The organism is Aneurinibacillus migulanus (assembly GCF_001274715.1).
Taxonomy (GTDB): domain Bacteria; phylum Bacillota; class Bacilli; order Aneurinibacillales; family Aneurinibacillaceae; genus Aneurinibacillus; species Aneurinibacillus migulanus.
Window position 1 is genome coordinate 57,853 of sequence record NZ_LGUG01000013.1, and the last position, 26,149, is coordinate 84,001.

Below are 26,149 nucleotides of genomic sequence, written 5' to 3' on the forward strand. Positions count from 1 at the left end.
AAACAAATGGTAAGTAAAAGAATGGGGGGCTTGCCCCCCATTCAGAATTTTATGGGATGCATTACCGCGGTATTGCGTGAAAGTGTTATCCGGGGGGAGTACAGTCATGGAAATAGTACAGCAGATTATAAACGGTATTTCGCTTGGTAGTATATATGCGCTCATTGCTCTTGGTTACACGATGGTTTACGGGATTATTAAGCTCATTAACTTTGCCCATGGCGACGTTTTTATGGTAGGAGCCTTTGTAGGTTTTTATTCGATAACGGTTATGGGATTGAGCTTCTTCCCGGCTCTGCTGCTGGCTATGACAATTTGCGCTGTTTTCGGTGTTTTGATTGAGCGTATTGCTTATAAGCCACTACGAAATGCGACAAGGATTGCCGCATTGATTACGGCCATTGGTGTTTCTTTATTTATCGAATATGGAACGATTTATGTGAGAGGGGCGCAACCGGAAGCGTATCCCGCCGATGTGCTACCGAGCAAGAGCTTTGAGATTCTCGGCGTGACTATCAACAGTCAGTCCATTCTTATTCTTGGCGTTTCAGTTGCACTGATGATTATCCTGCAATTTATCGTTCATAAAACAAAAACAGGAAAAGCGATGAGAGCGGTTTCATACGATGCAGAAGCGGCCCGCTTGATGGGGATTAACGTAGATAATACTATTTCTGCGACATTTGCCATCGGCTCGGCGCTTGCAGGTGCCGCAGGTGTTATTTTTGGAATCTATTACGTTAAAATCGAACCGCTGATGGGGATTATCCCTGGGCTGAAAGCATTCGTTGCGGCAGTGCTGGGCGGTATCGGTATTATTCCAGGGGCAATGGTTGGCGGGCTTGTTCTCGGTGTCGTAGAGTCTCTAGTAAGTGCTGTTGGTTATTCGCTGTGGAGGGATGGAGTCGCTTTTGTTGTCCTAATTTTAATTCTGATTTTCAAGCCTTCCGGACTCTTTGGCAAGAACATCAGGGAGAAAGTGTAGGTGAAAGAAGTGAAGCAAAAGCAGACAAAAGGTTTTTGGTTATCCATTCTTCTGGCGGTTGTTGTTTATATTGTGGTACAGGTGCTCTCATCGTCGTCGATGCTCAATAAATTCTATGAGAATACATTGTATTTTATCTGCATCAACATTATTCTTGCGGTAAGCTTGCATCTAATTATTGGTATTACCGGTCAATTCTCTATTGGTCATGCGGGATTTTTGGCTGTCGGGGCGTACGCTTCGGCGATTGTTACAATGAAATTGCATTTGCCGTTTAGTGTGGCGCTTATTGCGGGTGGTGTTGTGGCTGCGTTCGCCGGATTGCTTATCGGTATTCCGAGTCTACGTCTTAAGGGTGATTATTTGGCCATTGCAACATTAGGATTCGGGGAGATTATCCGGATTACACTCCTGAACATTGATTATGTGGGAGGAGCCAGTGGAATGCAGGTCTCTCATATGACAGACTGGACGACGCTTTTCGTCTGCCTTCTCATCACGCTCATCGTCATTGTAAACTTTACGAATTCCACGCATGGCCGTGCATGCATTTCCGTTCGGGAGAATGAGATTGCAGCTGATGCTATGGGCATTAACACAACCTACTATAAAGTAGTCGCATTCGCCATCGGTTCGTTTTTTGCAGGTGTTGCCGGCGGCTTATACGCACATAACTTCTATATTATCCAGCCGACCAACTTCGGCTTTCTGAAATCGTTCGACATCTTAATCTTTGTTGTACTAGGTGGCCTCGGAAGTATGTCAGGTGCGGTTGTTTCTGCTATATTGCTGACGATTATCTCCACCTTCCTGCAGGATTATCCAGAGACACGGATGATTATCTACAGCCTTGTACTTGTTGTTATGATGATTTATCGTCCGCAGGGATTGATGGGTACGAAAGAAATTACGCATTTTTTCACAAAGAAACGCAATGGCGTCAAAGGAGGGAAGCCGGATGGCAAACACACCGCTGCTTAAAGTAGACAACGTTGGCATACAATTTGGCGGATTGAAAGCCGTATCCGGTGTCAATGCAGAATTGTACCAGGGAGAGCTTATCGGGCTTATCGGTCCGAACGGAGCGGGTAAGACGACGTTCTTCAATTTGCTTACTGGCGTATACGTGCCGACGGAAGGACAGATTCTGTTTGGCGGTGAGAAGTTGAACGGATTAGCGCCATATCAGATTACACGTAAAGGCATTAGCCGGACATTCCAGAACATTCGGCTGTTCGGCGACTTATCGGTGCTCGACAATGTAAAGGTCGCATATCATTCATTGGCCAAGCACTCGATCCTGAGCTCGATTCTGCGTCTGCCCTCCCATTTCTCCGGAGAGAAAGAGATGGAAGAAAAAGCAGTTGAATTCCTCAAGATTTTTAACCTGGATGGCTTGAAGTATGAGATGGCTAAAAACCTTCCATACGGACAACAGCGCCGGCTTGAGATAGCCCGGGCATTAGCGGCGCATCCGAAATTATTGTTGCTTGACGAACCAGCAGCAGGCATGAATCCACAGGAAACGAAAGAATTAATGGACCTGATTGCTTTTATCCGCAAAGAATTCAACCTGACGATTCTGCTCATCGAGCATGACATGCCGCTTGTCATGGGGGTATGCGAGCGAATTTATGTGCTTGATCATGGACAATTAATCGCGCAAGGCTCGCCGGAGGATATTCGAAACAATCCGAAGGTTATCGAAGCGTATCTCGGCGAGGAGGTTTCTTAATGTTAAAAGTAGAAGAAATCAATGTATATTACGGCAATATTCAAGCATTGAAAGGCGTATCGCTTGAGATTCATCAAGGAGAAATCGTAACGCTAATCGGCGCGAATGGAGCAGGAAAAAGTACGCTGCTCAAAGCGATTTCCGGTCTGTTGAAGCCAAAGCAAGGGAGCATTACCTACATGGATCAGTCTATTGGAGGTAAAGCGGCGCAGGCGATCGTAAAGCAAGGTATTTCTCATGTGCCGGAAGGCCGCCGTGTCTTTGCGAATATGACGGTAGAAGAGAACCTTGAATTGGGTGCATTCCTGCGCAAAGATAAAGACGGTATCCGCCAGGATTTTGAGAGAGTATATGAGCTGTTCCCACGTTTGCTGGAACGTCGCAAACAGCTGTCGGGCACGCTTTCCGGCGGGGAACAACAGATGCTGGCAATGGGCCGGGCATTAATGGCGCGTCCGAAGCTTCTGCTGCTGGACGAGCCTTCGATGGGACTGGCGCCGTTGCTTGTAAAGACCATCTTCCGTATCATTGAAGAGATCAATCAGACAGGCACAACGATCCTGCTCGTTGAACAAAATGCAAATATGGCACTTTCCATCGCCAATCGTGCGTATGTTATCGAAACCGGACGTGTCGTTCTTTCTGGAACAGCCAGTGAATTGAACGAGAGCGATCAAATAAAAATGGCATATCTTGGCGGACACTAGGCCATCCTTGATGCCTATATAAATTACGCTTGATATTTTGACAGTGGAGTGTGGTTAGAAGGAGGAGATTCAGGAAAAAGAAGAGGGTGGATGCGCCCTGCGATCCGGCAGAAGAAAGGTCAGTGTGTCTTTTTCCGACCGCTCCCGCCCACCGCTCTTCCTTCTTTTCTTACCTCCCACCATAAACATTTGTCGATGTATCAAATCAGATGTATTTAGTCTGGGTATGATATGTCAGTCAGTAATGGGCAAAAGATGCTAGAATAGAGATATCCTGCCCGCCAGCTATGAAGCAGACAGATTGCGAAAGAATTTTCATATATAATCAATTTTTATAGAGTATGACAAGCCGTCTTCCGACATAATAGATAGGGAGACGGTTTTTTTTTCGATTTACAGGATAGGAGATAACGAGAAAGAAGGGGAAATATGATATACAAGAAAACAGCCGCATTGTTGCTATCAGTCGCGCTTGCCGCAACGGCCGCAGGATGCAGTAATCAAGCCGAACCGCCGCCCGTTCCTGCCGGAAATAATCAGGTCGTTCCGGTACAAAAAGCGCAAACCCAGGTGCCGGAAATAACAGCGCCACTGACTGGCTTGCCGGTGGAGATGCAGAGTACAGATCGGGTCGTTATGGTTATGATCAATAACCATTCCAAGGCAAGGCCCCAATCGGGTCTGGACCAAGCAGATATGGTATATGAGATGCTGGAAGAAGGATTAATTACCCGTTTTATGGCATTCTATCAAAGCCATTCGCCGGAGACTGTCGGTCCCGTGCGTAGCATTCGTCCTTATAATATCGAGATTGGACAAGGGTTTGACGCTATTATGTCCCATGCTGGCGGCAGCGTCGCTGCGTTGAGCATTATTCGCAATGGAAACTACGCGGACATGGATGAGATTTATGCTTATCCGAAAGCGTACTGGCGCGACAAATCGCGTAAGGCGCCGCACAATCTGTATACAAGCATTGAAAAGCTACGTAAGGGAGCATCAGAAAAAGGCTACAACCTGGGTGGAGACGTGCCTGTATTCTCATTTATGAAAGAAGGGGATGTCGTACAAGGGGAACCGGGAACCAAGATAAGTGTTCGCTATTCCAAACGAAATACGGCCGGATACGAGTATGATCCGAATACAAAACAATATATGAGGCTCACGGCAGGCAAACCACATATGGATAAAGAGACGGGAAAACAGTTGACTGCTACCAATGTGCTTGTCATTGCGGCACAGCACCGTACGCTTGATGGTGAAGGTCGTCTGGAAATTGATACCATAGGGCCGGGCGAAGGCTATCTCTTCCAACGAGGGCAGGCGCTGAAGGTGACATGGGAGCGTAGAGATGGAGCGATTCGCGCCTATCAGAACGGCGTTGAGTTGCCACTGTATCCAGGTACGACCTGGGTGAATGTTGTTCCGACTACGCCTTCGTTTGCTGAGCACCTGACGTTTGAATAACGATCGCCTATTTTGCCGGAAAACGTTTTCCTTGTCAAACCGTGGCGAATTTCATATTATAAAAATAGCGCATGCTTTACTTCTTAAATAATGTAAAGCGGTACTTGCTTAAAGAGTAGTGTGCCCGGAACGGAGGAAAAGTCGGTGCAATTGGATAAAATCAAAGGCAAAGAGCTGGAACAGCTATTCGAAGTGATTCTGTCATTGGACTCGATGGAAGATTGTTATTTATTCTTTGATGATTTATGTACGGTAAATGAAATGAAGTCGATGGCGCAGCGCCTGGAAGTGGCACGTATGCTGCGCGACAAGCAAACATACAGTCAGATTGAAGAAGAGACCGGTGCAAGCACGGCGACCATCTCCCGCGTAAAACGCTGCCTCAACTATGGCAATGGCGGATATATGGCGGCGCTGGACCGACTGGGCGATAAGAAAAAAGGATAAAGTGAAACTTCATGCAGTAGGGGATTCTTCATACCCTACTGCGTGTTAGTTGAACTTATCGGACCTTTAGGGGCAGTTTATTCCCCATCTATATTTCCTCGATTTTTCCAAGTCTTGAGGTGGGGGATTACTGCCCGTTAAGGCGGGATAAAGAGCGATATGCACCTGTTTTTCAGGCAAAACTGGAAGACAGGTGCTTTCTTTTGTATTGTAATACATAACGAATGGAAGCAAGATCCCGTGGCAAAGAGGAGGAACGAAACGATGGATATGGACAAATGGAGACACGTGTTTAAACTGGACCCCGATAAAGAAATAGATGATGGAACGCTTGAGTCCGTATGCGAATCAGGTACCGACGCCATCATCGTCGGAGGTACAACAAATATAACGTTTGACAATACGATTGATTTGTTGAGTCGGATCCGTCGGTATGCCGTACCTTGTGCATTGGAGGTCTCCGATGTAGACGCTATTGTGCCGGGGTTTGACGCATACTTTATTCCGTTGGTGCTAAACGCACAGAATCCGGAATGGATTTTCAATATGCATGTAAAAGGATTAGAAGAACATGGTCCGTTTATTAAATGGGATGAAGTGTTTGTGGAAGGATATGTGGTCGGTAATGAAGATTCGGCGGTAGCAAAGCTGACCGAAAGCCGCACCAATATTACGGAGGAAGGGATGAAAGCGTACGCCCGCCTCGCAGATCAGATGCTGAAACTTCCCATTCTTTATATTGAATTCAGCGGGAGCTATGGAAACCCCGCCCTTGTACAGGCGGCGCAGAAGGTCGTGCATAACAGCCGAATTTTCTACGGTGGAGGAATCCGCAGTGTGGAACAGGCGATAGAAATGGCACAGTGGGCTGACACTGTTATAATTGGAAATATCATTTATGAAGATGTAACACAAGCGTTGGCTACAGTGGAGGCCGTTAAGTCTGTCGGAAGATAAGACGGTCGAAAATTGACGAAGAAATCGGCGGACAAATAGGAATGAATGTTTGCTATAATGACAAAGAAATGTTTGCATGGGAAAGGAGTTATCCGCCTTGTTTATAAATAGGGAAGACGCGCTACAAGGATTGAATCCACAGCAGAAGGAAGCCGTGCTGGCGACGGACGGGCCGCTTTTGCTCCTGGCTGGAGCAGGCAGCGGAAAGACGCGGGTGCTAACACAGCGCATCGCGTATTTGTTGAGCGAAAAAAAAGTGGCACCGTGGAGCATTCTAGCGATTACTTTTACGAATAAAGCTGCTCGTGAGATGAAAGACCGGGTTTCAGCGATTGTGGGACCAGACGCCGAAGATATTTGGATTTCGACATTTCACTCTATGTGTGTGCACACGTTACGGCGTGACATTGACCATATTGGATATAACCGCAACTTTACGATTCTGGATTCAAGCGATCAACTCTCGGTCGTTAAGCAGTGCCTGAAAGAATTAAATATCGATCCGAAGAAATTTGATCCGCGAGCTGTGCTTGGATTCATCAGTACCGCAAAAAATGAATTGAAAACGCCAGAGCAGTATGGCGATATGGCCATGGGACCGATCGAACAGGTGTCTCAGCGGGTATATACCTTATATCAGAAGAAGCTTAAGAGTAACAATTCGCTTGATTTCGATGATTTGATCATGAAAACCATTCAATTGTTCGAAGAAGTGCCGGAGGTATTAGAATTCTATCAGAAGAAATTCCGCTACGTACATGTCGACGAGTACCAGGATACGAACCGGGCTCAATACATGCTGGTAAAGATGCTGGCAGCAGGCCATAAAAATATTTGCGTGGTCGGAGACTCCGATCAATCCATCTACCGTTGGCGTGGAGCTGACATTACCAACATTCTGAACTTCGAGAAAGACTATCCGAACGCACGCACGATTTTGCTGGAGCAGAATTACCGTTCCACAAAAAAAATTCTCGAAGCAGCTAACAAAGTAATCAGCAATAATTTTGGCCGCAAGCCGAAAAATCTGTGGACAGAAAACGATGATGGAGCTGTTATCCGTTATTATACGGCAGATAGCGAACACTCTGAGGCATATTATATCGTCGACCAAATCCAGAAAGCCGTGGATCGTGGGCGCGCATATCGTGATGTTGCGATTCTGTACCGAACAAATGCGCAGTCCCGTGTAATAGAGGAAGTTTTTGTGAAATCAGGCATTCCGTACAATATTGTCGGCGGCACGAAGTTCTACGATCGCAAAGAAATTAAAGATATGCTGGCTTATTTACGTCTTATCTCTAATCCGGATGATGATTTGAGCCTAACCCGGATCATCAATGTACCGAAGCGAGGCATTGGTGCGGGAACAGTGGAGAAAATCGCGACCTATGCGGCCCAGCAGGGTATCTCTATGTACAAGGCGATTCAGGAAGTGGATCAGATAGGACTGAGCGCCCGTTTCACTGATTCGGTTGTGAAGTTCGCCCGTTTGATTACTGAACTGGAAAGTATGCAGGAGTACCTTAGCGTGACAGAACTGGCGGAAGAGGTACTAAAGCGTACCGAATACCGGGAAGAATTAAGAAGGGAAGGTACGCTTGAAGCGCGCAGCCGCGTTGAGAATATTGAAGAGTTTCTTTCTGTTACGATGGAATTTGAACGTACTAATGAGGATAAGACGCTTGTGGCGTTCTTGACTGATCTTGCACTGGTAGCTGATATTGATAAGCTTGATGAAACGGAAGAAGACAAAGGCAATGCAGTTGTCATGATGACGCTACATAGCGCAAAGGGCCTCGAATTTCCGATGGTCTTCCTGGCGGGAATGGAAGAAGGCATATTCCCGCATTCTCGCGCGCTTTTCGAAGAAGTAGAGATGGAAGAGGAACGCCGTCTCGCGTATGTAGGCATCACGCGAGCCGAACAAGAGCTGTTTTTGACCCGAGCGTTGATGCGGACATTGTACGGCCAGACAAAAATGAATGCGCCGTCCCGCTTTATCGAGGAGATTCCTGAACATCTCATTCAAGCGGAAGGTACAGTGCAAGAAAGGCTGGCAGCCCGTACCGGGCGTATGGACAGTCAGATGGCACAGCCGCAGCAGCGTAGCGGGGTAGTATCAATGCGCTCGCAACAGCCGAAAGGCAGTACATCGAAAGCCTCAGGCGGACAAGGCGCAGAGGCAATGGATTGGAAGGCCGGTGACAAGGTTGCACACGGCAAGTGGGGTACCGGTACAGTCGTATCGATTAAGGGAAGCGGACAGGATTTGGAGCTGACGATCGCATTTCCGAACCCGACCGGATTGAAGAAACTATTGGCCAAGTTTGCGCCGATTGAAAAAGCATAGAAAAAACGTTCATTTTCTGACTATCTAAAGGTAAGCGAGGGACACAGGATGGATCGAAACGAGGCTATTCAGCGGGTGGAGGAACTGCGTCACATAATCGAGCAGCATAACTATTTATATTATGTGAAAGATGACCCGCAAATTTCCGATCATGAATGGGATCGGCTCATGCAGGAGCTGATTCGTCTTGAAGGGGATTTCCCTGAGCTGCTCACGCCGGATTCCCCGACCCAACGTGTGGGAGGGCCACCTTTAGAGTTTTTCGAGAAGGTGGAGCATACCACGCCGATGCTCAGTCTGGGGAACGCGTTCGATGAGCAGGATTTACGTGACTTTGACCGCCGGGTTCGGCAAGGGCTTGGAGTTGACGATGCGATTCGCTATATGTGCGAATTGAAAATCGATGGATTAGCTGTCTCGCTACGTTATGAAGGCGGAATGTTCGTGCGCGGTGCAACTCGGGGCGATGGCCGTACAGGAGAAGACATTACGCAAAATCTGCGTACCATACGCTCGCTTCCGGTTAAGTTGAAGCAGCCGCTTACAATCGATATACGTGGAGAGGCCTTTATGCCACGCCGGGCGTTCGAACGGTTGAACAGGGAACGTACAGAGCGTGAAGAGCCGCTATTTGCCAATCCGCGCAATGCAGCGGCTGGATCGCTGCGTCAGCTCGATCCGAAAATCGCTGCGTCCCGTTCACTTGACATCTTTCTGTATTCTATGGTTGGTGAAGATGTACTGCCTGTCGATACGCACAGCGGGGCACTTAGCATGCTGGATGAGCTCGGTTTCAAGGTGAATCCTGAACGCCGTATATGCGACGGGATCGATGAAGTTATCTCCTTTATTGAAGGCTGGCAGGAGCGGCGTAGTGAGCTGGCTTATGATATTGACGGTATTGTAGTGAAAGTGGATCGCCTTGCATATCAGGAAGAACTCGGCTTTACCGCGAAGACTCCACGTTGGGCGATTGCTTACAAGTTCCCGGCAGAAGAAGCGGTGACGGTGCTGCGCGATATTGAAGTTACGGTCGGTCGCACTGGTGCGGTTACACCGACGGCCATCCTTGACCCGGTAAGCCTGGCTGGTACGACAGTTCAACGGGCATCACTGCATAATGAAGATATTATCCGGGAGAAGGGCATCATGATTGGAGACCATGTCGTGGTGAAGAAAGCGGGCGACATTATCCCGGAAGTCGTAGCGGTCAAGACGGATATGCGGACCGGAGATGAGCAGCCTTATCATATGCCAACCCATTGCCCGGCTTGCGCAAGTGAACTTGTTCGTCTGGATGAGGAAGTAGCATTGCGCTGTATTAATCCACAATGTTCTGCGCAAATCCGTGAAGGGATTATTCATTTTGTCTCTCGTAATGCTATGAACATCGACGGTGTAGGAGAAAAAGTTGTTATCCAGCTGTATGAGCATGAGCTGATTCGCAGTGTAGCTGATCTTTATTATTTGAATCGGGAAGTACTGCTTGAATTAGACCGCATGGGAGAGAAATCGGTCGACAATATGTTGAAGGCCATCGAGACGAGTAAGAACAATTCGTTAGAGCGACTGTTGTTCGGACTCGGTATTCGTTTTGTTGGTGAGAAAGCGGCGCGCCTATTGGCACAGCAATTCGGAACGATGGAGAAGCTACAGCAGGCTACAGAAGAAGAGATTATCTCCATCCATGAAATTGGAGTAAAAATTGCGGAAAGTGTCGTGAAATATTTCGAAAAGCCGGAAGTGACAGAGACGATAAATCGACTGCGCGAGGCTGGAGTGAATATGGAATATAAGGGTCTGCGTCCGGAAGAAGTTGAGACAGATTCGCCGTTTTCTGGCAAAACGGTTGTATTGACCGGGACGCTAGAGCAAGTGACCCGTAAGGAAGCGCAACAATTAATAGAGGTGCGCGGAGGTAAAGTGTCAGGCAGTGTTAGCAAGAAGACGGATTTGGTCGTTGCCGGTGAAGCGGCTGGATCAAAGCTGGCGAAAGCGAATGAGCTTGGTATTCAGGTAATTGATGAAGCGACGTTCTTAGAATGGGTGAATGATTAAAAGAAGGAACTCTACCTGATTTTCAGGTAGAGTTTTATTCATTATTGAATCGAAAAATAATTCAATAATGAATAAAACTCTCTATTTCTCCTTGTTTATTCCGGTTATTGCTGTGTTTCTGGTAGATTACTATATCCTGAAGAAAAGTAGATACTATGCCGAAGAAATCATTTCAGGAGAACGTAAAGTGTACTGGTATCAGGGAGGTGTAAATCTTTTTGCATATATTGCATACCTGGGTGGCGCTTTGTTTGCGTACTATTTCACTTATGTACAGCCGTTAGTTGAGAATAAGCAGGGCAATGTAATAGCTAAACAGGTAGAATACAAGGATACGGGGGAAGCGAAATGAAAATTAAAGTAGCCGCTGTTCAGTTCGAAGCCGGGGTGGGATTAAAGCAAGAAAATAGGCTACAGATGAAACAGTGGATAAATACGATCATGGCAGAGCATCCAGATTGCTCGATTATTGTCTTTCCTGAACTCGTGGTAAGCGGCTACGACTGCGGATGCCATATGGCAGCACTAGCTGAGGAGGTAGAGGGAGAGTCCTATCGGTTTTTCTCAGAGGAAGCCAGACGGTATGGTGTGCATATCGCTTATGGAAACATAGAGAGGAGTGGACAGGAGGATAGACCGTACAATACGGTATGGCTTATTGGCTCGGATGGCTCACTCCTGCATACGTATCGCAAAATCCATCTGACAAGCCTGGAAGAAGCATACTTTACTCCGGGAGAAGCCTTACCGCAATCCTTATGCCAGATTCAGCATGGCCTGTGCGTTGGATAACACGATGCCACTAGTTACGTGCAATCTTGTTGGATCAAATGGTACACTCAATTTTTTTGGCGCAAGCCGGATATATGACGCAATCGGGGAAGAGCTAGTACAAGCGGAAGAAGAAGGATACATCTACGCTGAAATTGATACATCTGAGTACAGAGTGTTATCGTCAGGAGTTCTATACCATGCTTCGCGAACGTCGCCCACATCTTTATGGTCCGGCTGCTGTTTACCATAGTAAAGGAACGTCTTACTAACTCATCGTAGAACATGGCGGATAACAAACAGGGCGAGAAATATTCCCGCCCTGTTTGTTGTGTATTTTTTATTATAATGCATTCTGCTTTTGTTCAGGAGTTTCGTACACTTGCTCCATCTTCTTCTCTGCTTCAGATAAGTTTTTTGACGGGTCGAAATAAGAAATAAGTACGATAGAAACAAGGCTTGAAGCCAGTCCGTATAGAATCGGATTTGTAGATGTGAGTCCTTCAATAGCTAAGCCAGTGATAATAACAATCGCGCTGATAACGATAGAAAAGAAAGCTGCTTTTGCAGTCGCCCGTTTCCAGAACAATCCGAGAATAATCGGGAGAAACACAGAGCCTGAAAGAACTGCATAAGCGACATCTAGTGCTACAAGAACATCTTGAATCCAAATAGAGCAGGTGATAACAATAAGGCCGATAATTAATGTGGTGATACGTGAAGTTAGCAAAAAGCGAGTTTCACTCATCGGTTTCTTAGAGAAACGCTTGATAATATCGTTTACAATTAATGTAGAAGAAGCAAGTAGCGTTCCCGAGGCTGTAGACATCAATGCTGAGACTACGCTGGCCAGCACGATTCCCAATAAGCCGGTTGGCAGTATTGTTACGGCCATTTGCGCAAAAGCATTCTGTGGATCGTTTAATCCAGGTAGTACTACAAACGCGCACATCCCGATAATGCTGACAGCTAAAGCGTACAGGAAGCTGTATACACCTGCTCCGATCGTGCCCGTACGAGCGATTTTTAAGGTTTTTGCTGTGAAAATCCGCTGCCATACGTCCTGCGCAATAACCATTCCAAGACAAAACAGTAAGAAATAAGATAGAATCTCACTCCAACCAATACCTGTAAAATCAAAGTAGGAAGCAGGCAAGGTCTGCTGAAGGTTCGCCCAGCCGCCTGCTTTTGAGATGCTAAGCGGAAGCATGACAAGAAAAATACCGATTGTCATAATTACAAACTGGACAATATCGGTCATTGTAACTGACCACATGCCGCCAAGCAGCGTGTAGAAAAGCACAATGCCTCCACCGACGAGCATGGATAAGGTCAAATCCCAGCCAACCAATACATTTAGGATGGTTCCCATCCCGATAACCTGTGTGACGGTAACCATAATAGCATACAGTGCTGTTACTGCCGCGCTGATAAATCTTGTTTGTGCGTTAAATCGCAACTCTAGCAGTTCACTGATGGTAAGGATTTTTAAATGATAAATTTTCTTTACTAGAAATAGGCCGAGACCAATAATTCCGATACCGAGCATCGATACGAGCCATACACCTGAGATTCCATATTGGTATCCTAGTTTTGTCGTTCCGATGGTGGAAGCGCCTCCAAGAATTACAGCAGCCAGACAGGATAGATACATTGTGAAGCCCAAATTACGCCCAGCTACAATATAATCCTCCGATGTTTTGGCCCTTCTTGCCCCGATGAATCCTACGAAGATTAATGCAAGGAAATAAATGACCATAACAACTATATCTAACGTATGCATATAAACCCTCCTTGATAAACAGATATGTTGTTTTATTTTTCTTAAAATATTTACAAAGCAAGTAACGTGCCAATAGTAAATTTACTGATTTTTAAAGGTTAACTTGCAATTTGATTCATTTTTGAATAAAAATAAGGTGAGTTTTATTCAATTTTGTATCAAGGAAGATGGGGGGTTCAATATGAAAAATCAGGAAACAAACATAGAGGACGTATTAAAGGAACTCGCCGCCATTATCGAAACATCGAAAGATAATATTGTTGTAACAGATGGGGAAGGCCGTGTGCTGCGTGTGAGCAATAACTGTCAGGAGATATACGGAGTGGACCCAGAAGAATTATACGGGCAAAGTGTGAATGAATTAGAAGCAAAACAAATTTTCAACCCTTCTGTGAGTGTACAAGTACTAAATAAGAAATCAAAACAGGAAATTATCCAGCGTACAAGAACCGGCCGGGTTGTGATGGCCACAGGTTATCCTGTATTTAATGAGAAAAAACAGATTACAAGGGTAATAAGCTATTCTCATGATATGACTGAAATTATGGCACTAAAAGAGAAGTATGAACAGCTTACAGAACAGGTAAAGCGATACGAAAGCGAGTTGGAAGAGCTGCGTGAAAAAGAGACGCGTATACCGGGATTTATAGCAGAAAGCCCTCAGATGCAGCGAGTAATGACGCTTTTGCAGCGTGTTGCGAAGGTAGACACAACAGTGCTCCTGCTCGGAGAATCAGGCGTCGGAAAGAACGTAATCGCTAAGGCTATCCACAGAAAAAGCGGGAGAAAAGCCAATTCGTTTATCGAGATCAACTGCGGTGCAATCCCGGAAGGGCTTCTCGAATCGGAGCTTTTCGGCTATACGTCCGGATCGTTTACTGGAGCAAATAAGGGAGGCAAGCCGGGAATTATCGAATTAGCCGATAAAGGAACGCTGTTTCTTGATGAAATTGGTGAGATGCCCTTAGCCTTACAGGCTAAACTGCTCAAGGTAATTCAGGAAAAGCAAATCACACCAGTCGGCGGTACAAAAGCAAAAACAGTGGATTTTCGTCTTATTGCAGCAACGAATCGAAATTTGGCGGAGATGGTGCGAGAGGGAAGATTTCGCCAGGATTTATATTTTCGATTGAATGTGGTTCCGATTGAAGTCCCTTCGCTTCGTGAGAGAAAGGAAGACATTCTTCCGCTTATTCAGATCTTTCTTGAGAAATTCTCTAAGAAATACGGGTTAACCAAGCGGCTGGAAGAATCGGCTACAGAGGCATTCCTGCGCTATGATTGGCCCGGCAATGTACGCGAAGTGGAGAATGTAATCGAAAGGCTTGTCGTAACAACGGATGAATCGTCTATTTCATTACACCATCTTCCAGAATCGCTGCGTGGAGATATTGAAATTGTGGAAGCTACAAAGCTTACCGGGTCCTACAAACTCAAAGATATTCTTGAGGATGTGGAGGGGAAAGTGGTTTTGCAGGCGTATCAGAAGTATGGAACGACACATGAGATGGCTAAGCATCTAGGAATCAGTCAGCCTTCTGTTGTGCGAAGGCTGCAAAAGTACCGAGGAAAGCGTGAACAATCGAGCCTCTAGTCATATCGATTCATAAATGAATCAGAAACAAGATTACTATCTTTGCTTAAACCTAATATCCCTTGGTTTTTCCCTTACATTCCTTATATAGACATAATGGCATGGTTTTTGCTTTGTGAAATATAGTGAGGATAAAAAATTCGGGAGAGAAATTGGAGGGAAACACCATGACAAAAAAATATCAACCAGCAGACTCATTTGAATCTCCACGTTTTTGCGGAGTTCGTACCTTTATGCGATTGCCTTATGTTCAGACGACAGAAGATGTAGATTTTGTAGTTTTGGGAGCCCCGTTTGATACGGCAGCTTCATTCCGTGTCGGAGCAAGGTTCGGTCCGGGAGCGGTACGAGACTTCTCCATTCTGCTTCGTCCGTACAATCCGGTACGCAAAATCAATGTATTCGATTATTTGTCCGGTGTAGATTATGGAGATTTATCGGTTGTTCCAGGCTATATCCAAGAATCGTACCAAAAAATTGAAGAAGGATTGCTTCCGATTCTTGAAAAGGGTGTCGTACCGATTACAATTGGAGGGGATCATTCGATTACGTTGGCTGAGCTACGTGCTGTTGCTAAGAAATATGGTCCGGTCGGACTTGTTCATTTTGATGCTCATAGCGATACGTGGGACTCTTATTTTGGACAGAAGTACAATCATGGCACACCGTTCCGCCGGGCGTATGAGGAAGGGCTGCTAGACACGAGTCGGAGCATTCAAGTCGGCATGCGTGGAGGATTGTATGAACCGGCTGATCTTGATGACGCACGTAAGATGGGCTTTGATGTAGTGGAAATGCACGAGGTGCAGGAGATGGGTATTCCAGCCGTTATTGAACGCATCCGTAACCGTGTTGGCGATGGACCGCTCTTCCTCTCATTCGATATTGATTTCATTGATCCGGCCTATGCTCCGGGAACAGGTACGCCCGAAGTGGCTGGAGCGACGACAACGGAAGCGTTGCAGCTTGTACGGGGATTGGAAGGACTTAATTTCGTCGCTTTCGATTTAGTGGAAGTGCTACCGTCTTTTGATCATGGCCAGATTACAGCGAATGCTGCTTCCAACGTCATTTTTGAATTTATCACACATCTTGCACTCAAGAAAAAAGCGGAGAAAGAGGCAGTAGCTCATACCCAAAATATGCAAAGTCGTTAATTAATCAAAAGAGACAAACAGGGCGGGATATAAATTCCGCCCTGTTTCTTATGGCTAGACTTTGAATCTACTCATTACATCGTTTAATTCTTCAGCCATTTTTGTAAGTGTAAGCGAAGCGGATGCGATTTCTTCCATAGAAGCATTTTGTTCTTCCGCTGCTGCTGCTACGCCCTGGGTGAGTCCTGCCGTTTGTTCGGAAATCCGGGCGATTTGATTTACGGCTTCCGTCATTTTTTCCTTTTTCGCATCCATTTCTAGTACGACACGATTTACGTCTTTCACGTGGGTAAACACTTCCTCCGCGGCTTCGAGTATGTCTTCAAATGAACTGGATGCGCTATCCGCCATCTCAATCCCTTGCTTCACCTCTATATTCGTCTCATTCATCACTTCGGCTGCACGGCGCATCTCTTGTTGAATCTCAGTAATAAGATGGCTGATTTGACTTGCTGATTGCGACGATTGTTCAGCCAGTTTACGAACTTCATCTGCTACAACAGAGAATCCTCTACCGTGTTCGCCTGCTCTTGCTGCTTCAATCGCTGCGTTTAATGCGAGCAGATTCGTTTGTTCGGAAATGGATGTAATGAGCGCTACAATATGGTCGATTTCTTCCGATTTTTTTCCGAGTGAATGCACAGCACCAGCCAGTTCTTCTACACGCTGGTAAATATGATTCATCTGCCCGGTGACTTCTTTAGCGTTTTGATTTCCGTGTTCGGCTTTCTCGGCGGTTACCATGGATCGTTCGTTCACTTGCTGTAGACCTTCAGCGATTTGATCCATGCTATCTGTAATCTCGGATACGACGCTTCTTGCATCTTCAGAGATGGTAGTCTGCTCATCGGTGCCGCTGGCAACCTCCAACATAGACTCCGTAATTTGTTCTGCCGCTTTGCTCGTTTGCTCGGAGCCTGCGGTTAGTTGTTCGGAAGTAGAAGCGACCTGATGAGTATGGGAAGCAATTTGTCCCATCGTATCTCGCAGCGTGTCATTCATGGAATTGAAATTGCGAAACATCTGTCCGAACTCATCTTCGGTCTTTATCTCGATATGATGCGTAAAGTCTCCGCCAGACATCGTTGCCGATAATTCATTGACGCGTGTAATGTTTTGTGTAATGTAGCGGCTATACAGCAGAATGATAACAACTGCAATGACGAGCGCGACCACGGCAGCTGCAATGAGCGCATTCACAAGCGAATGAACAGGGGAAAGCATCTCATCTTCCGGAATGACAAGAGAAAGAATCCAGCCATTCTCCGGAACCTTCTTATAATACATCCGATTTAATCCATTTTCGTCCGTGTAAGTTACCATCCCGCTCTCTTCAGACAACAGTCGTGAGGAGGTTTGGGCCAGTGAAGTGTTCTGATCGTTCTTGATGTTTGTTTTCATCATCTTATTCTGGTCCGCATCAGCCAGGTAGACCCCTTTGCTATCAAGCAGGAACGCCCGTCCTGTCTCGCCGACTTTTGTCTGGCCGACAAGCTTTTGCAGGCTGGATAAATCGACATCACACGTAATTACCCCGAGAAATTCATGATTTTTACTATAAAATGGCACACTGACAGTCAGCATCGGGGTTTTGGTCACCGAGTCGAAATACGGATCAGTATAGACGGTTGGTTGCTTGCTGGCCTTTCCTGTTTTATACCAATCCATGTTTGGATAATCGTATTCAGCACTGTTGAACTCGTCCGATACTTCAAATTTTCCATCTTTTCTGAACGCATACATCGCAAAGTATTTTACATCTTGACGATATTTATAAGGTTCAAAAAAGATACCGCTGGCAAATGTTTCATTATTTGAGCCAAGTGCGTTTTTTAGTATGTCTTCATATTGCTCTTTTGTAAACGAAGGAGCAGAAAACTCCAGGCTACGAGCGAGCAACTCAGGGATTTTTTTGTGGGCAATTAGATTTTTTTCAATAGTGGATGTAAGGTTTTGTAATTGTTCATGCATCTTGTCTTCGATTTGTCGGTTCATTAAAGATGAGCTGTAGAAATACGTGAATGTTGTAGTAAATAACAGAACGACCACAAACGTAGGAAGCAGGGAGGCAAGGGTACGGGATTTAATGCTCCTGAATTTCATCTCTTATGAAGTTCACCTTTCTTTTTATAATGTATATAAAACATATATCGGCATATTTTTACTAATTCTGTATTGGTTGTTGAAGTGCTGCGACATAAATTAAAATATCGAAATAAAGGTATAATTTGGATGGATGAATGGGTGAGAAAAGGAGGAAACACCAGGATGGCTTAGTTGCGGCTGTATAGTTTCTCTGGTATGATTTTATCTAGGTTTGTCCGCCTGCGGCGTGCGTGTCAAGGCGGAAGAAAGCCAGAGAATCAGGAGGTGGAATGATGAGTGCAATTTCGCGTAATGAAGTGGAATATGTAGCGAAACTCGCCCGCTTGAACCTTACCGAAGAGGAAGCGGTAAAATATACAGAACAGTTGAACAGCATACTTGAATTCGCAGGCAAACTGAACGAATTGGATACGGCCAATGTGCCTCCGACCAGCCATGTGCTTGACGTGTACAATGTGATGCGCGATGACGAGGTGCGTCCGTCTGTTGAACGGGAAGACGCCCTGCGTAATGCGCCGGATGAAGAAGACGGACAGTTCAAAGTACCGGCTGTCATGGAATAGAGAAAGGGGGACTTACACGTGTCTTTATTTGATAAGAAGTTAGCGGATATACATACTGAATTGGATAAAGGAGAACTGACAGTATCCGATCTTGTGAACGCATCGTTTGAACGAATCGCCAGAACGGAAGACAAAGTAAAGGCCTTTATCTTGCTCGACGAAGAAAATGCGCGTAATCGCGCCAAAGAATTGGACGAACAGCAATCCCGCGGTGAAGAAAAAGGATTGCTTTTTGGTTTGCCTGCGGGTATTAAAGACAATATTGTTACTCAGAATGTGACTACGACTTGCGCTAGTAAGCTGCTCGCCAACTACAACCCGATTTACAACGCAAGTGTCATGGACCGTTTGCACGCGGCCCAATCCGTCACGATCGGAAAGCTAAACATGGATGAATTCGCTATGGGTGGCTCGACGGAAAACTCCGGCTTCCATAACACATACAATCCATGGAATAAAGACTACGTTCCGGGTGGTTCCAGCGGTGGTTCGGCTGCATCTGTTGCGGCTGGTCAGGTTTATTTCTCCCTCGGTTCCGATACTGGCGGCTCGATCCGTCAACCGGCTGCCTACTGTGGTGTGGTAGGCTTAAAGCCGACGTATGGTCTTGTATCCCGTTTTGGCCTTGTAGCATTCGCATCTTCTCTGGATCAAATCGGGCCGATTACGAAAAATGTAGAGGATTCCGCTTATGTGTTGCAGACGATTGCAGCCCATGATCCGTTCGACTCTACGTCTGCCGAGGTGGATATTCCTGATTACATCTCTGCATTAAGCGGCGATGTAAAGGGACTCCGAGTTGGTGTGCCGAAAGAGCTGATGGGTGAAGGCATCGACCCGGAAGTTAAGGAAAAAGTAAACGCCGCACTAAAAGTTCTTGAAAGTCTTGGTGCAACCGTCGAAGAAGTAACACTGCCGCATACGGAATATGCCGTGCCGACCTATTATATTCTCGCACCTTCTGAAGCGTCCTCTAACCTGGCACGTTATGATGGTGTTCGTTACGGTGTTCGTGCCGACAATGCAGAGAATCTGATTGAGATGTATCGCGAGACTCGCAGCCAGGGTCTTGGTGCCGAAGTGAAGCGTCGTATTATGTTAGGTACATATGCGCTGAGTTCTGGCTACTATGATGCATATTACAAGAAAGCGCAGCAAGTGCGCACGCTCATCAAGCAAGATTTCGATGAAGTGTTCAAGAAATATGATGTCATTATCGGGCCAACTGCACCGACGACGGCTTTCAAAATTGGTGAGAAGGTAAATGACCCGCTGACAATGTACCTGGAAGATATTTGCACTATTCCGGTGAACCTGGCCGGCATTCCGGCTATCAGTGTGCCTTGCGGCTTTGCGAGCAACGGCTTGCCTGTCGGTCTGCAGATTATCGGGAAAGCGTTCGATGAATCCACGATTCTGCGCGTCGCGCATGCCTACGAGCAAAATACAGACTATCATAAAGCTCGTCCAGAGCTGTAAGGGGGTACGGAACAACCATGCAATTCGAAACCGTTATTGGGCTCGAGGTTCACGTCGAGCTGTCCACGAAATCGAAAATCTTCTGCGGCTGCTCTACCGAATTCGGAGCGCCGCCGAATACCCATACATGTCCCATCTGCCTGGGACACCCGGGAGTGCTCCCGGTTCTGAACAAGAAAGCGGTAGAGTTCGCGATGAAGGCAGCGCTTGCGCTGAACTGCGAAATCTCTGAAGAAAGCAAGTTTGACCGGAAGAACTATTTCTATCCGGATTTGCCGAAAGCTTATCAAATCTCGCAATACGATCAACCAATCGGAGAAAACGGATGGATCGATATCGAGGTGAATGGAGAGACGAAACGTATCGGAATTACACGCCTGCACCTTGAAGAAGATGCGGGCAAGCTGGTGCATGCTGATAGTGGCTATGCCTCCTTGGTCGACTATAACCGTGTCGGTACGCCGCTTGTAGAAATTGTATCCGAGCCGGATCTACGCTCACCAGAAGAAGCGCGTGCATACCTGGAAAAACTGAAGGCGATTATACAATATTGCGAAGTCTCCGACGTGAAGATGGAGGAAGGCTCACTGCGTTGTGATGCCAACATCAGTCTCCGTCCCGTAGGGCAGGAAGCGTTCGGTACCCGTGCTGAATTGAAAAATGTAAACTCCTTCCGCAACGTGCAACGCGGCCTGGAATATGAAGAAGTCCGTCAGGCCGATATCCTGCGCGACGGGGGCGAGGTTGTACAGGAAACGCGCCGTTGGGACGAAGCGAAAGGCCGAACCGTATCAATGCGCGGTAAGGAAGAAGCGCATGATTACCGCTATTTCCCAGATCCGGACCTTATTAAGCTGAACATCAGCCGTGAATGGGTGGAAGAAATCCGATCCTCTATCCCGGAATTACCGGACGCGCGAAAAGCACGTTATCTGTCCGAATATGGCTTACCGGAATACGATGCCAGTGTTATTACAATGTCTAAAGAATTATCCGATTTCTTCGATGCGACAGTACAAACGGGCGCCGATGCTAAAACCGCTGCTAATTGGCTGATGGGTGAGTTAATCGGATACCTGAATGCGAACGAGAAAGAAATGAAAGACATCCAAATGACTCCAGAAAGCCTGGGTCAGATGATTACACTCATCGAAAAAGGTACGATTAGCAATAAAATTGCGAAGAAGGTCTTTAAAGAAATGATGGAAACCGGCAAGAGTCCGGAGAAAATTGTTGAAGAGCAAGGCCTTGTACAGATTAGCGACGAAGGTGCCATTAAACAAATGGTTGAAGAAGTCGTCGCTAAAAACCCGCAAGCGGTCGAAGACTTCAAAGCAGGTAAAGAGAAAGCGATCGGTGCGCTTGTTGGTCAGGTGATGAAAGCATCCAAAGGGAAAGCCAACCCTGGTGTGGTAAATCAACTGTTGCGCGATGTGTTAAATAACCTATAGTAGTGTAAGAATGGAGAGTCGATTTGATAGCATGTCAAATCGGCTCTTTTCTTTTACAAGCGGAAATATTAAAATAAAGTAAATGACTAGGAATAATATGAATTAAAGAGGTGACAAAAAAGATGAGGCAAGGAGTGCTTGTGATAAGTCACGGTTCACGTAACGGAAGCTGGATACAGGGCGTTGATCAATTGCTTGATGAACTGGAATTGGAGATACCTTTGGAAGCTGCGTTTCTTGATATGGTCAAGGACAGGACGATAGGAAAAGGAATAGAAAGATTGGAGGCACAGGGGGTGGAAGAGATTCTTGTGGTTCCGCTATTTGTGTCCAGCGGCAGCACTCATTTGACGGAGATTCAATATGCGCTTGGTCTTGTGTCACAACCGGAGGTGGAGACTGAACTGCAGCCGCTGCCGATTCGTGCCCGTGTAATTTGGGCCGCTCCGATGGATTCTCATGGAAAAGTGCGTGAAATATTGCGTGAACGTATTCAGGAGTTATCTGTACAGCCGGAAGAGGAAGTCGTCATGCTAGCGGCTCATGGCAGCGATGCACCGGGGTTCCGCGAACGCTGGCAGGAAATGCTTGAACGCCTCGCTATGGAACTACAGCGTGATCTCGGATTGAAGCAAGCCATCTATGGAACGATTCATCCAGATACACTTAGGGAACGTGCCTGTATGGTTGCGGACAATCAGCGTTTATTGGTCATCCCGTTATTTTTAAGTTCCGGATATTATACGGAAAAGATAATTCCGAAAAAGCTGGATCAGATTCCGTACGTATATAACCGCCGGGCATATCTACCCGATCCGAAGGTGGCCCAATGGTTGAAAGAAACCATTGTAAGCCACTTTCGGGAAAAGGTTGCTACTTAATCAAGCTTTCGTCCAATGCTTTTTCCACCCGGTCTAGGTGTTTTTCCATCACCCGACGCGCTTTTTTGGCGTCCCGGCTGAGAATTGCTTCGAAAATTTCTAGATGTTCCTGATACAGACGTTTGGGAGAGCCATCTTTGCTGTATACCCAGAGGTTGCGACTATCACGGATCGTATAATTCATTACTCCTGAGATGCTTTCCATCATATTTTTCAGAAATGGGTTCTTGGTCGCCTGTGCAATCGCCATATGGAATTGAATATCATAGATGCGAGCCATCTCTTCGTTATCTCCCGAAATTGCCATATTATTGAGGATATCGCGCAGAGTCGTTTCATCCTGTTCGTCATGAGCCAGAGCCGCAATCTCGGCGCAGCCGCCTTCAATAATTTTACGTACCTGTAACAGATGAGTAAGCTCCTTCAGGTTGCTTACGGGCAGTGTCGGTAGCTCTTTCAGGGCGGCTGCCGCATCGCGCCTCACAAAAGTACCTTCTCCTTGGCGGGATGTGATCAGACCTCGGGCCTTCAACTGACTGAGTGCCTCACGTATGGTTGATTTTCCCACACCATAATGTTCAGCTAGTTTATCGATCGTTTTCAGACGCTCACCCGGCTGTAGTATCTCTTCTTCAATCATTTTCTGTAAGTCTTCAGCTACGATTTGATAGCTTTTTTTGATTAAGCTCATGGTTTTCGAATTCTCCTTACAAGTTGTTATCTCTCCGTATATTCTTTCTGTTACTACTCTACAATTTTTTATGAAAGTATGATAGAGTTATTATCAAATTCATCTGATGACCTGCTGAATATTGAAGGGGGAAATGTTGTGGAACAAAGTGTAAAAAGTGAACTGCGCAGCATTGTCGGCAAAGACTATTTTCTTGATACGCCTAATGAGTTGTATGTGTATTCATATGATGCGACGCCGCTGTATCAGGCGATGCCGGACGTGGTGCTCATTCCTTCGAGCGTGGAAGAAGTGGCTGCGATTATGAAAGTCGCCAATAAAAACCGGATCCCCATTGTATCACGCGGCTCGGGCACGAATTTATGCGGCGGCACGGTTCCAGTCGAGGGCGGTATTGTTTTGAATATGAATCGGTTAAATGCATTTAAGGAAATCGATCAAGAGAATCTAACCGCTACGTTCGGGCCGGGAGTCATTACGGCAGATGTACATAAAGCGGTAGAAGCAGTTGGTTTATTTTACCCGCCAGATCCGGGAAGTATGCGGATTTCTACGATGGGCGGTAATGTAGCGGAGTGTGCTGGCGGCATGCGCGGTCTAAAATATGGAGTGACGAAAGATTATATTATGGGATTGGAAGCAGTCCTCCCCGGTGGCGAGGTGCTCCATGTCGGCGGCAAGAACGCTAAGGACGTCGCTGGTTACGATGTGACAAAGCTTTTGGTCGGCTCAGAAGGAACGCTTGCAGTCATTACCGAAATCACGGCGAAACTGGTACCGCTTCCAGCTGCAAAGCAAACAATGGTAGCCTATTATAATGATTTGACGGCGGCAGCCCGCACAGTACAGCGTGTCATCGCGGCGAAAATCATTCCGGCCACGCTCGAATTTCTCGACCAAGCGACGATGGTAGTCGTTGAGGATTTCGCCAAAATCGGCCTACCGCTCGATATGAAGGCAATGTTGATTATCGAACAGGATGGCTCTGAGTGGCAGGTAGAGCAGGACATGGCTCGTATTGCTGATATTTGCCGTTCCGAGGGCGCGACGGAAGTCCGCACTGCGCAAACAGCGGAAGAAGGCGCGAGCCTGATGGCGGCTCGTCGTTCCGCACTATCTGCACTGGCACGGGTCAAACCGACGACAATTCTGGAAGATGCAACGGTACCGCGCTCGAACCTGGCTGCTATGGTCGATCAGGTTGAAGTGATTGCCAAAAAGTATGATTTGCAAATATGTACGTTTGGCCATGCAGGTGATGGCAACCTTCATCCGACATGCCTGACGGATGAACGAGATAAGGAAGAAATACATCGTGTTGAGCAGGCGTTTGAGGAAATCTTTCATGCCGCGATTAAGCTTGGTGGAACGATTACCGGTGAACATGGGGTAGGCATGGCGAAAGCTGGATATCTGGACCTGAAGGTCGGTCCGGTAGGCATGGATTTAATGAAGCGGATTAAGGAAGCGTTTGACCCGCACGGCATTATGAATCCTGGTAAAATTTTCGCGAAAAGTGCAAGAAGAAGGGTGGTTGTACAAACCAATGGATGCGGATGCAAACATGAACACGCTCACAACTAAGCCGCAAAGTCTGACGCCTGCCTGTGAATCGACTAATACGTCTCTTCTGAGCAAATTCGATATGAATGAAATCATGAACTGTATGCAATGCGGCTTTTGTCTACCAGCCTGCCCGACATATCGCCAAACCGGTAAAGAAGTGGCGAGTCCACGCGGACGTATCGCCCTCATGAAAGGGGTCGCGCAGGAGTCGCTGGACGTGGATAGTGAATTCGAAGATAATATGTATCTCTGTCTTGGATGCAGAGCATGCGAGACGGCCTGTCCTGCCGGTGTTCCATATGGAAGCCTGGTAGAGACCGCTCGTGAGGTGGTCGAAACGCATAAGAAAGAAGAAAAGAAAGCACCATTCATTCGAGATATTATATTTAACAAGGTCTTCCCGTATCCGAAGCGTATCGACAAGATGGGGACGGTACTCTGGGCAGCACAATCTGCGGGCCTGCAGACGATGGCGCAGAAAACCGGTTTGATTAACCTCTTGCCGCGCCCGATGGCAGAAATGCAGCAAGCCGTAGAGAAAATAGCTTCTCCGTCTGAACGTAAAAAACGTCAAAAAGTCATGAGGGCAGAGAGCGGGAAAGCGAACTTGAAAATCGGCATGTTCAAAGGGTGCATTATGGATGTGATGTTCTATGAAGCAAATCAGGCAACCGCGCGCGTGTTAAATAAAGCAGGGTGTGAGGTTATATTTGTAGACGATCAGGTGTGCTGCGGTGCGCTCCATGCGCACGCTGGGGAAAAAGATGGTGCTGTGGACCTCGCCAAGCGCAACATTGAGGCGTTCGAGCGGGCAGGTGTTGACTTCATCGTCAACAATGCAGGGGGATGCGGCGCAGCGCTGAAAGAATATCATCACTGGTTCCATGATGAGCCGGAATGGAAAGAACGTGCAATGACATTCGTGTCCAAGATGCGCGATGCCAATGAACTATTGGCGGAACTGCCAGAGATTACATTTGAGAAAGAGCTCAATGTCCGTGTTACGTACCAGGATTCCTGTCACCTGGCCCACGGACAGGGCATTCGTAATCAACCCCGTCAGCTTATCCGCAGTATTCCAGGCGTTGAATATATCGAAATGATTGATGCAGATAGCTGCTGTGGTTCGGCAGGTATCTACAATATTACGAATTTTGATATGTCGATGCGTATTCTTGACGATAAGATGAAAAATGTTCAACAGACGAAAGCCCATATCATCGTTACTTCTAACCCTGGCTGTCTTCTGCAGATGAAGCAGGGCATCATTCGTGCCGGTATGAAGGATCAGATGGAAGCTGTGCATATTATGGATCTTTTAGATCGAGCGTTATAATATACGACTTTTGCCTGTACGATCAAAATAAGCAATAGCCTTCGCCTTTACTGATTGAAAAG

Annotated in this window: 24 protein-coding genes; 20 read left to right on the plus strand and 4 right to left on the minus strand. The window is 46.6% G+C overall.

Annotation, left to right across the window (positions count from 1 at the left end):
* The first annotated feature begins 106 nt into the window (after positions 1-106).
* Genes AF333_RS29440 through AF333_RS29455 form a run of 4 tightly spaced genes read left to right on the plus strand, consistent with a single transcriptional unit; the run spans position 107 to position 3,427 of the window.
* Positions 107-985: a branched-chain amino acid ABC transporter permease gene (locus tag AF333_RS29440; protein ID WP_043067100.1), complete on the plus strand. Its 879-nt coding sequence runs from the start codon at positions 107-109 to the stop codon at positions 983-985.
* Positions 986-994: 9 nt separating this feature from the next.
* Positions 995-1,966: a branched-chain amino acid ABC transporter permease gene (locus AF333_RS29445; RefSeq protein ID WP_043067163.1), complete on the plus strand. Its 972-nt coding sequence runs from the start codon at positions 995-997 to the stop codon at positions 1,964-1,966.
* A complete protein-coding gene (locus tag AF333_RS29450; protein WP_043067101.1) occupies positions 1,944-2,720 on the plus strand; it encodes an ABC transporter ATP-binding protein in 777 nt (258 codons plus the stop codon). The genes AF333_RS29445 and AF333_RS29450 overlap by 23 nt, the downstream gene beginning before the upstream one ends.
* Positions 2,720-3,427, plus strand: coding sequence for an ABC transporter ATP-binding protein (locus tag AF333_RS29455; RefSeq protein ID WP_043067102.1), 708 nt, complete (start codon positions 2,720-2,722; stop codon positions 3,425-3,427). The genes AF333_RS29450 and AF333_RS29455 overlap by 1 nt, the downstream gene beginning before the upstream one ends.
* Positions 3,428-3,496: 69 nt before the next feature.
* Here AF333_RS29455 and AF333_RS37070 read toward each other — a convergent pair whose 3' ends face one another.
* Complete coding sequence (locus AF333_RS37070; RefSeq protein WP_268753651.1) at positions 3,497-3,631, minus strand: hypothetical protein; 135 nt, start codon at positions 3,629-3,631, stop codon at positions 3,497-3,499.
* 225 nt (positions 3,632-3,856) lie between these two features.
* Between AF333_RS37070 and AF333_RS29460 the strand changes: the two genes are divergently transcribed.
* The 8 genes from AF333_RS29460 (at position 3,857) to AF333_RS37765 (ending at position 11,733) form a co-directional block, all read left to right on the plus strand.
* Entirely contained in the window at positions 3,857-4,894 is a 1,038-nt protein-coding gene (locus tag AF333_RS29460; protein ID WP_043067103.1) for a DUF3048 domain-containing protein, read from the plus strand.
* Between the two features lie 144 nt (positions 4,895-5,038).
* Positions 5,039-5,341: a YerC/YecD family TrpR-related protein gene (locus AF333_RS29465; RefSeq protein ID WP_043067104.1), complete on the plus strand. Its 303-nt coding sequence runs from the start codon at positions 5,039-5,041 to the stop codon at positions 5,339-5,341.
* Between the two features lie 264 nt (positions 5,342-5,605).
* Positions 5,606-6,298, plus strand: coding sequence for a heptaprenylglyceryl phosphate synthase (gene pcrB, locus AF333_RS29470; protein ID WP_043067105.1), 693 nt, complete (start codon positions 5,606-5,608; stop codon positions 6,296-6,298).
* Positions 6,299-6,395: 97 nt separating this feature from the next.
* The gene (pcrA, locus tag AF333_RS29475; protein ID WP_235356682.1) at positions 6,396-8,651 is read left to right on the plus strand and encodes a DNA helicase PcrA; all 2,256 of its coding nucleotides are present in this window, start codon (positions 6,396-6,398) and stop codon (positions 8,649-8,651) included.
* A 48-nt stretch (positions 8,652-8,699) separates the two neighbouring features.
* Positions 8,700-10,709 (plus strand): NAD-dependent DNA ligase LigA, encoded by a 2,010-nt coding sequence (gene ligA / locus AF333_RS29480; protein ID WP_043067107.1) that lies wholly within the window; start codon positions 8,700-8,702, stop codon positions 10,707-10,709.
* Positions 10,710-10,752: 43 nt separating this feature from the next.
* Positions 10,753-11,061, plus strand: a complete 309-nt coding sequence (locus AF333_RS29485; RefSeq protein WP_255322291.1) for a cytosine permease — start codon at positions 10,753-10,755, stop codon at positions 11,059-11,061.
* Entirely contained in the window at positions 11,058-11,501 is a 444-nt protein-coding gene (locus AF333_RS29490) for a carbon-nitrogen hydrolase family protein (RefSeq protein ID WP_052812183.1), read from the plus strand. Before AF333_RS29485 ends, AF333_RS29490 begins: the two co-directional genes overlap by 4 nt.
* Before the next feature lie 4 nt (positions 11,502-11,505).
* Complete coding sequence (locus AF333_RS37765) at positions 11,506-11,733, plus strand: hypothetical protein (protein ID WP_158502493.1); 228 nt, start codon at positions 11,506-11,508, stop codon at positions 11,731-11,733.
* 90 nt (positions 11,734-11,823) lie between these two features.
* On the opposite strand, the gene AF333_RS29495 is transcribed toward AF333_RS37765, so the two are convergent.
* Positions 11,824-13,263, minus strand: a complete 1,440-nt coding sequence (locus tag AF333_RS29495) for a sodium:solute symporter (protein ID WP_043067109.1) — start codon at positions 13,261-13,263, stop codon at positions 11,824-11,826.
* Between the two features lie 181 nt (positions 13,264-13,444).
* Between AF333_RS29495 and AF333_RS29500 the strand changes: the two genes are divergently transcribed.
* The gene (locus AF333_RS29500) at positions 13,445-14,857 is read left to right on the plus strand and encodes a sigma-54 interaction domain-containing protein (protein WP_043067110.1); all 1,413 of its coding nucleotides are present in this window, start codon (positions 13,445-13,447) and stop codon (positions 14,855-14,857) included.
* Positions 14,858-15,024: 167 nt separating this feature from the next.
* On the plus strand, positions 15,025-16,014 hold the full coding sequence (gene speB / locus AF333_RS29505; protein ID WP_043067111.1) for an agmatinase: 990 nt from the start codon (positions 15,025-15,027) through the stop codon (positions 16,012-16,014).
* A gap of 54 nt (positions 16,015-16,068) precedes the next feature.
* Here speB and AF333_RS29510 read toward each other — a convergent pair whose 3' ends face one another.
* Positions 16,069-18,117: a methyl-accepting chemotaxis protein gene (locus AF333_RS29510; protein WP_043067112.1), complete on the minus strand. Its 2,049-nt coding sequence runs from the start codon at positions 18,115-18,117 to the stop codon at positions 16,069-16,071.
* Between the two features lie 275 nt (positions 18,118-18,392).
* Between AF333_RS29510 and gatC the strand changes: the two genes are divergently transcribed.
* The 4 genes from gatC to AF333_RS29530 all read left to right on the plus strand — a co-directional run bounded on the left by gatC (position 18,393) and on the right by AF333_RS29530 (position 22,494).
* Positions 18,393-18,683: an Asp-tRNA(Asn)/Glu-tRNA(Gln) amidotransferase subunit GatC gene (gene gatC / locus AF333_RS29515; RefSeq protein WP_043067113.1), complete on the plus strand. Its 291-nt coding sequence runs from the start codon at positions 18,393-18,395 to the stop codon at positions 18,681-18,683.
* 18 nt (positions 18,684-18,701) lie between these two features.
* Positions 18,702-20,162 carry an Asp-tRNA(Asn)/Glu-tRNA(Gln) amidotransferase subunit GatA gene (gatA, locus tag AF333_RS29520; RefSeq protein WP_043067114.1) on the plus strand — a complete coding sequence of 487 codons (1,461 nt, stop codon included), beginning with the start codon at positions 18,702-18,704 and terminating at the stop codon, positions 20,160-20,162.
* A 17-nt stretch (positions 20,163-20,179) separates the two neighbouring features.
* Positions 20,180-21,613, plus strand: coding sequence for an Asp-tRNA(Asn)/Glu-tRNA(Gln) amidotransferase subunit GatB (gene gatB / locus AF333_RS29525; protein ID WP_043067115.1), 1,434 nt, complete (start codon positions 20,180-20,182; stop codon positions 21,611-21,613).
* Positions 21,614-21,735: 122 nt separating this feature from the next.
* Entirely contained in the window at positions 21,736-22,494 is a 759-nt protein-coding gene (locus AF333_RS29530) for a sirohydrochlorin chelatase (RefSeq protein WP_043067116.1), read from the plus strand.
* Here AF333_RS29530 and AF333_RS29535 read toward each other — a convergent pair.
* A complete protein-coding gene (locus AF333_RS29535) occupies positions 22,487-23,185 on the minus strand; it encodes a FadR/GntR family transcriptional regulator (RefSeq protein WP_043067117.1) in 699 nt (232 codons plus the stop codon). The two genes, AF333_RS29530 and AF333_RS29535, sit on opposite strands and share 8 nt — an antisense overlap.
* Positions 23,186-23,263: 78 nt before the next feature.
* On the opposite strand from AF333_RS29535, the gene AF333_RS29540 reads away from it, so the two are divergent.
* Together AF333_RS29540 and AF333_RS29545 are read left to right on the plus strand one after the other, a co-directional pair.
* Entirely contained in the window at positions 23,264-24,769 is a 1,506-nt protein-coding gene (locus tag AF333_RS29540; RefSeq protein WP_043067118.1) for an FAD-binding oxidoreductase, read from the plus strand.
* A 61-nt stretch (positions 24,770-24,830) separates the two neighbouring features.
* Positions 24,831-26,087, plus strand: coding sequence for a (Fe-S)-binding protein (locus AF333_RS29545; protein WP_043067165.1), 1,257 nt, complete (start codon positions 24,831-24,833; stop codon positions 26,085-26,087).
* Positions 26,088-26,149 lie beyond the last annotated feature (62 nt).

Excerpts from the sequence above, each read along its gene's own strand:
- AF333_RS29450 (WP_043067101.1), top strand. The coding sequence starts at position 1,944 with ATGGCAAACACACCGCTGCTTAAAGTAGACAACGTTGGCATACAATTT.
- AF333_RS29440 (WP_043067100.1), top strand. The coding sequence starts at position 107 with ATGGAAATAGTACAGCAGATTATAAACGGTATTTCGCTTGGTAGTATA.
- AF333_RS29510 (WP_043067112.1), bottom strand. The coding sequence starts at position 18,117 with ATGAAATTCAGGAGCATTAAATCCCGTACCCTTGCCTCCCTGCTTCCT.
- AF333_RS29500 (WP_043067110.1), top strand. The coding sequence starts at position 13,445 with ATGAAAAATCAGGAAACAAACATAGAGGACGTATTAAAGGAACTCGCC.
- AF333_RS29490 (WP_052812183.1), top strand. The coding sequence starts at position 11,058 with ATGAAAATTAAAGTAGCCGCTGTTCAGTTCGAAGCCGGGGTGGGATTA.
- speB (WP_043067111.1), top strand. The coding sequence starts at position 15,025 with ATGACAAAAAAATATCAACCAGCAGACTCATTTGAATCTCCACGTTTT.
- AF333_RS29545 (WP_043067165.1), top strand. The coding sequence starts at position 24,831 with ATGAATGAAATCATGAACTGTATGCAATGCGGCTTTTGTCTACCAGCC.
- AF333_RS37765 (WP_158502493.1), top strand. The coding sequence starts at position 11,506 with ATGCCACTAGTTACGTGCAATCTTGTTGGATCAAATGGTACACTCAAT.
- ligA (WP_043067107.1), top strand. The coding sequence starts at position 8,700 with ATGGATCGAAACGAGGCTATTCAGCGGGTGGAGGAACTGCGTCACATA.
- AF333_RS29460 (WP_043067103.1), top strand. The coding sequence starts at position 3,857 with ATGATATACAAGAAAACAGCCGCATTGTTGCTATCAGTCGCGCTTGCC.
- AF333_RS29540 (WP_043067118.1), top strand. The coding sequence starts at position 23,264 with ATGATAGAGTTATTATCAAATTCATCTGATGACCTGCTGAATATTGAA.
- AF333_RS29530 (WP_043067116.1), top strand. The coding sequence starts at position 21,736 with ATGAGGCAAGGAGTGCTTGTGATAAGTCACGGTTCACGTAACGGAAGC.
- AF333_RS29535 (WP_043067117.1), bottom strand. The coding sequence starts at position 23,185 with ATGAGCTTAATCAAAAAAAGCTATCAAATCGTAGCTGAAGACTTACAG.
- AF333_RS29455 (WP_043067102.1), top strand. The coding sequence starts at position 2,720 with ATGTTAAAAGTAGAAGAAATCAATGTATATTACGGCAATATTCAAGCA.
- pcrB (WP_043067105.1), top strand. The coding sequence starts at position 5,606 with ATGGATATGGACAAATGGAGACACGTGTTTAAACTGGACCCCGATAAA.
- gatB (WP_043067115.1), top strand. The coding sequence starts at position 20,180 with ATGCAATTCGAAACCGTTATTGGGCTCGAGGTTCACGTCGAGCTGTCC.
- AF333_RS29495 (WP_043067109.1), bottom strand. The coding sequence starts at position 13,263 with ATGCATACGTTAGATATAGTTGTTATGGTCATTTATTTCCTTGCATTA.
- gatC (WP_043067113.1), top strand. The coding sequence starts at position 18,393 with ATGAGTGCAATTTCGCGTAATGAAGTGGAATATGTAGCGAAACTCGCC.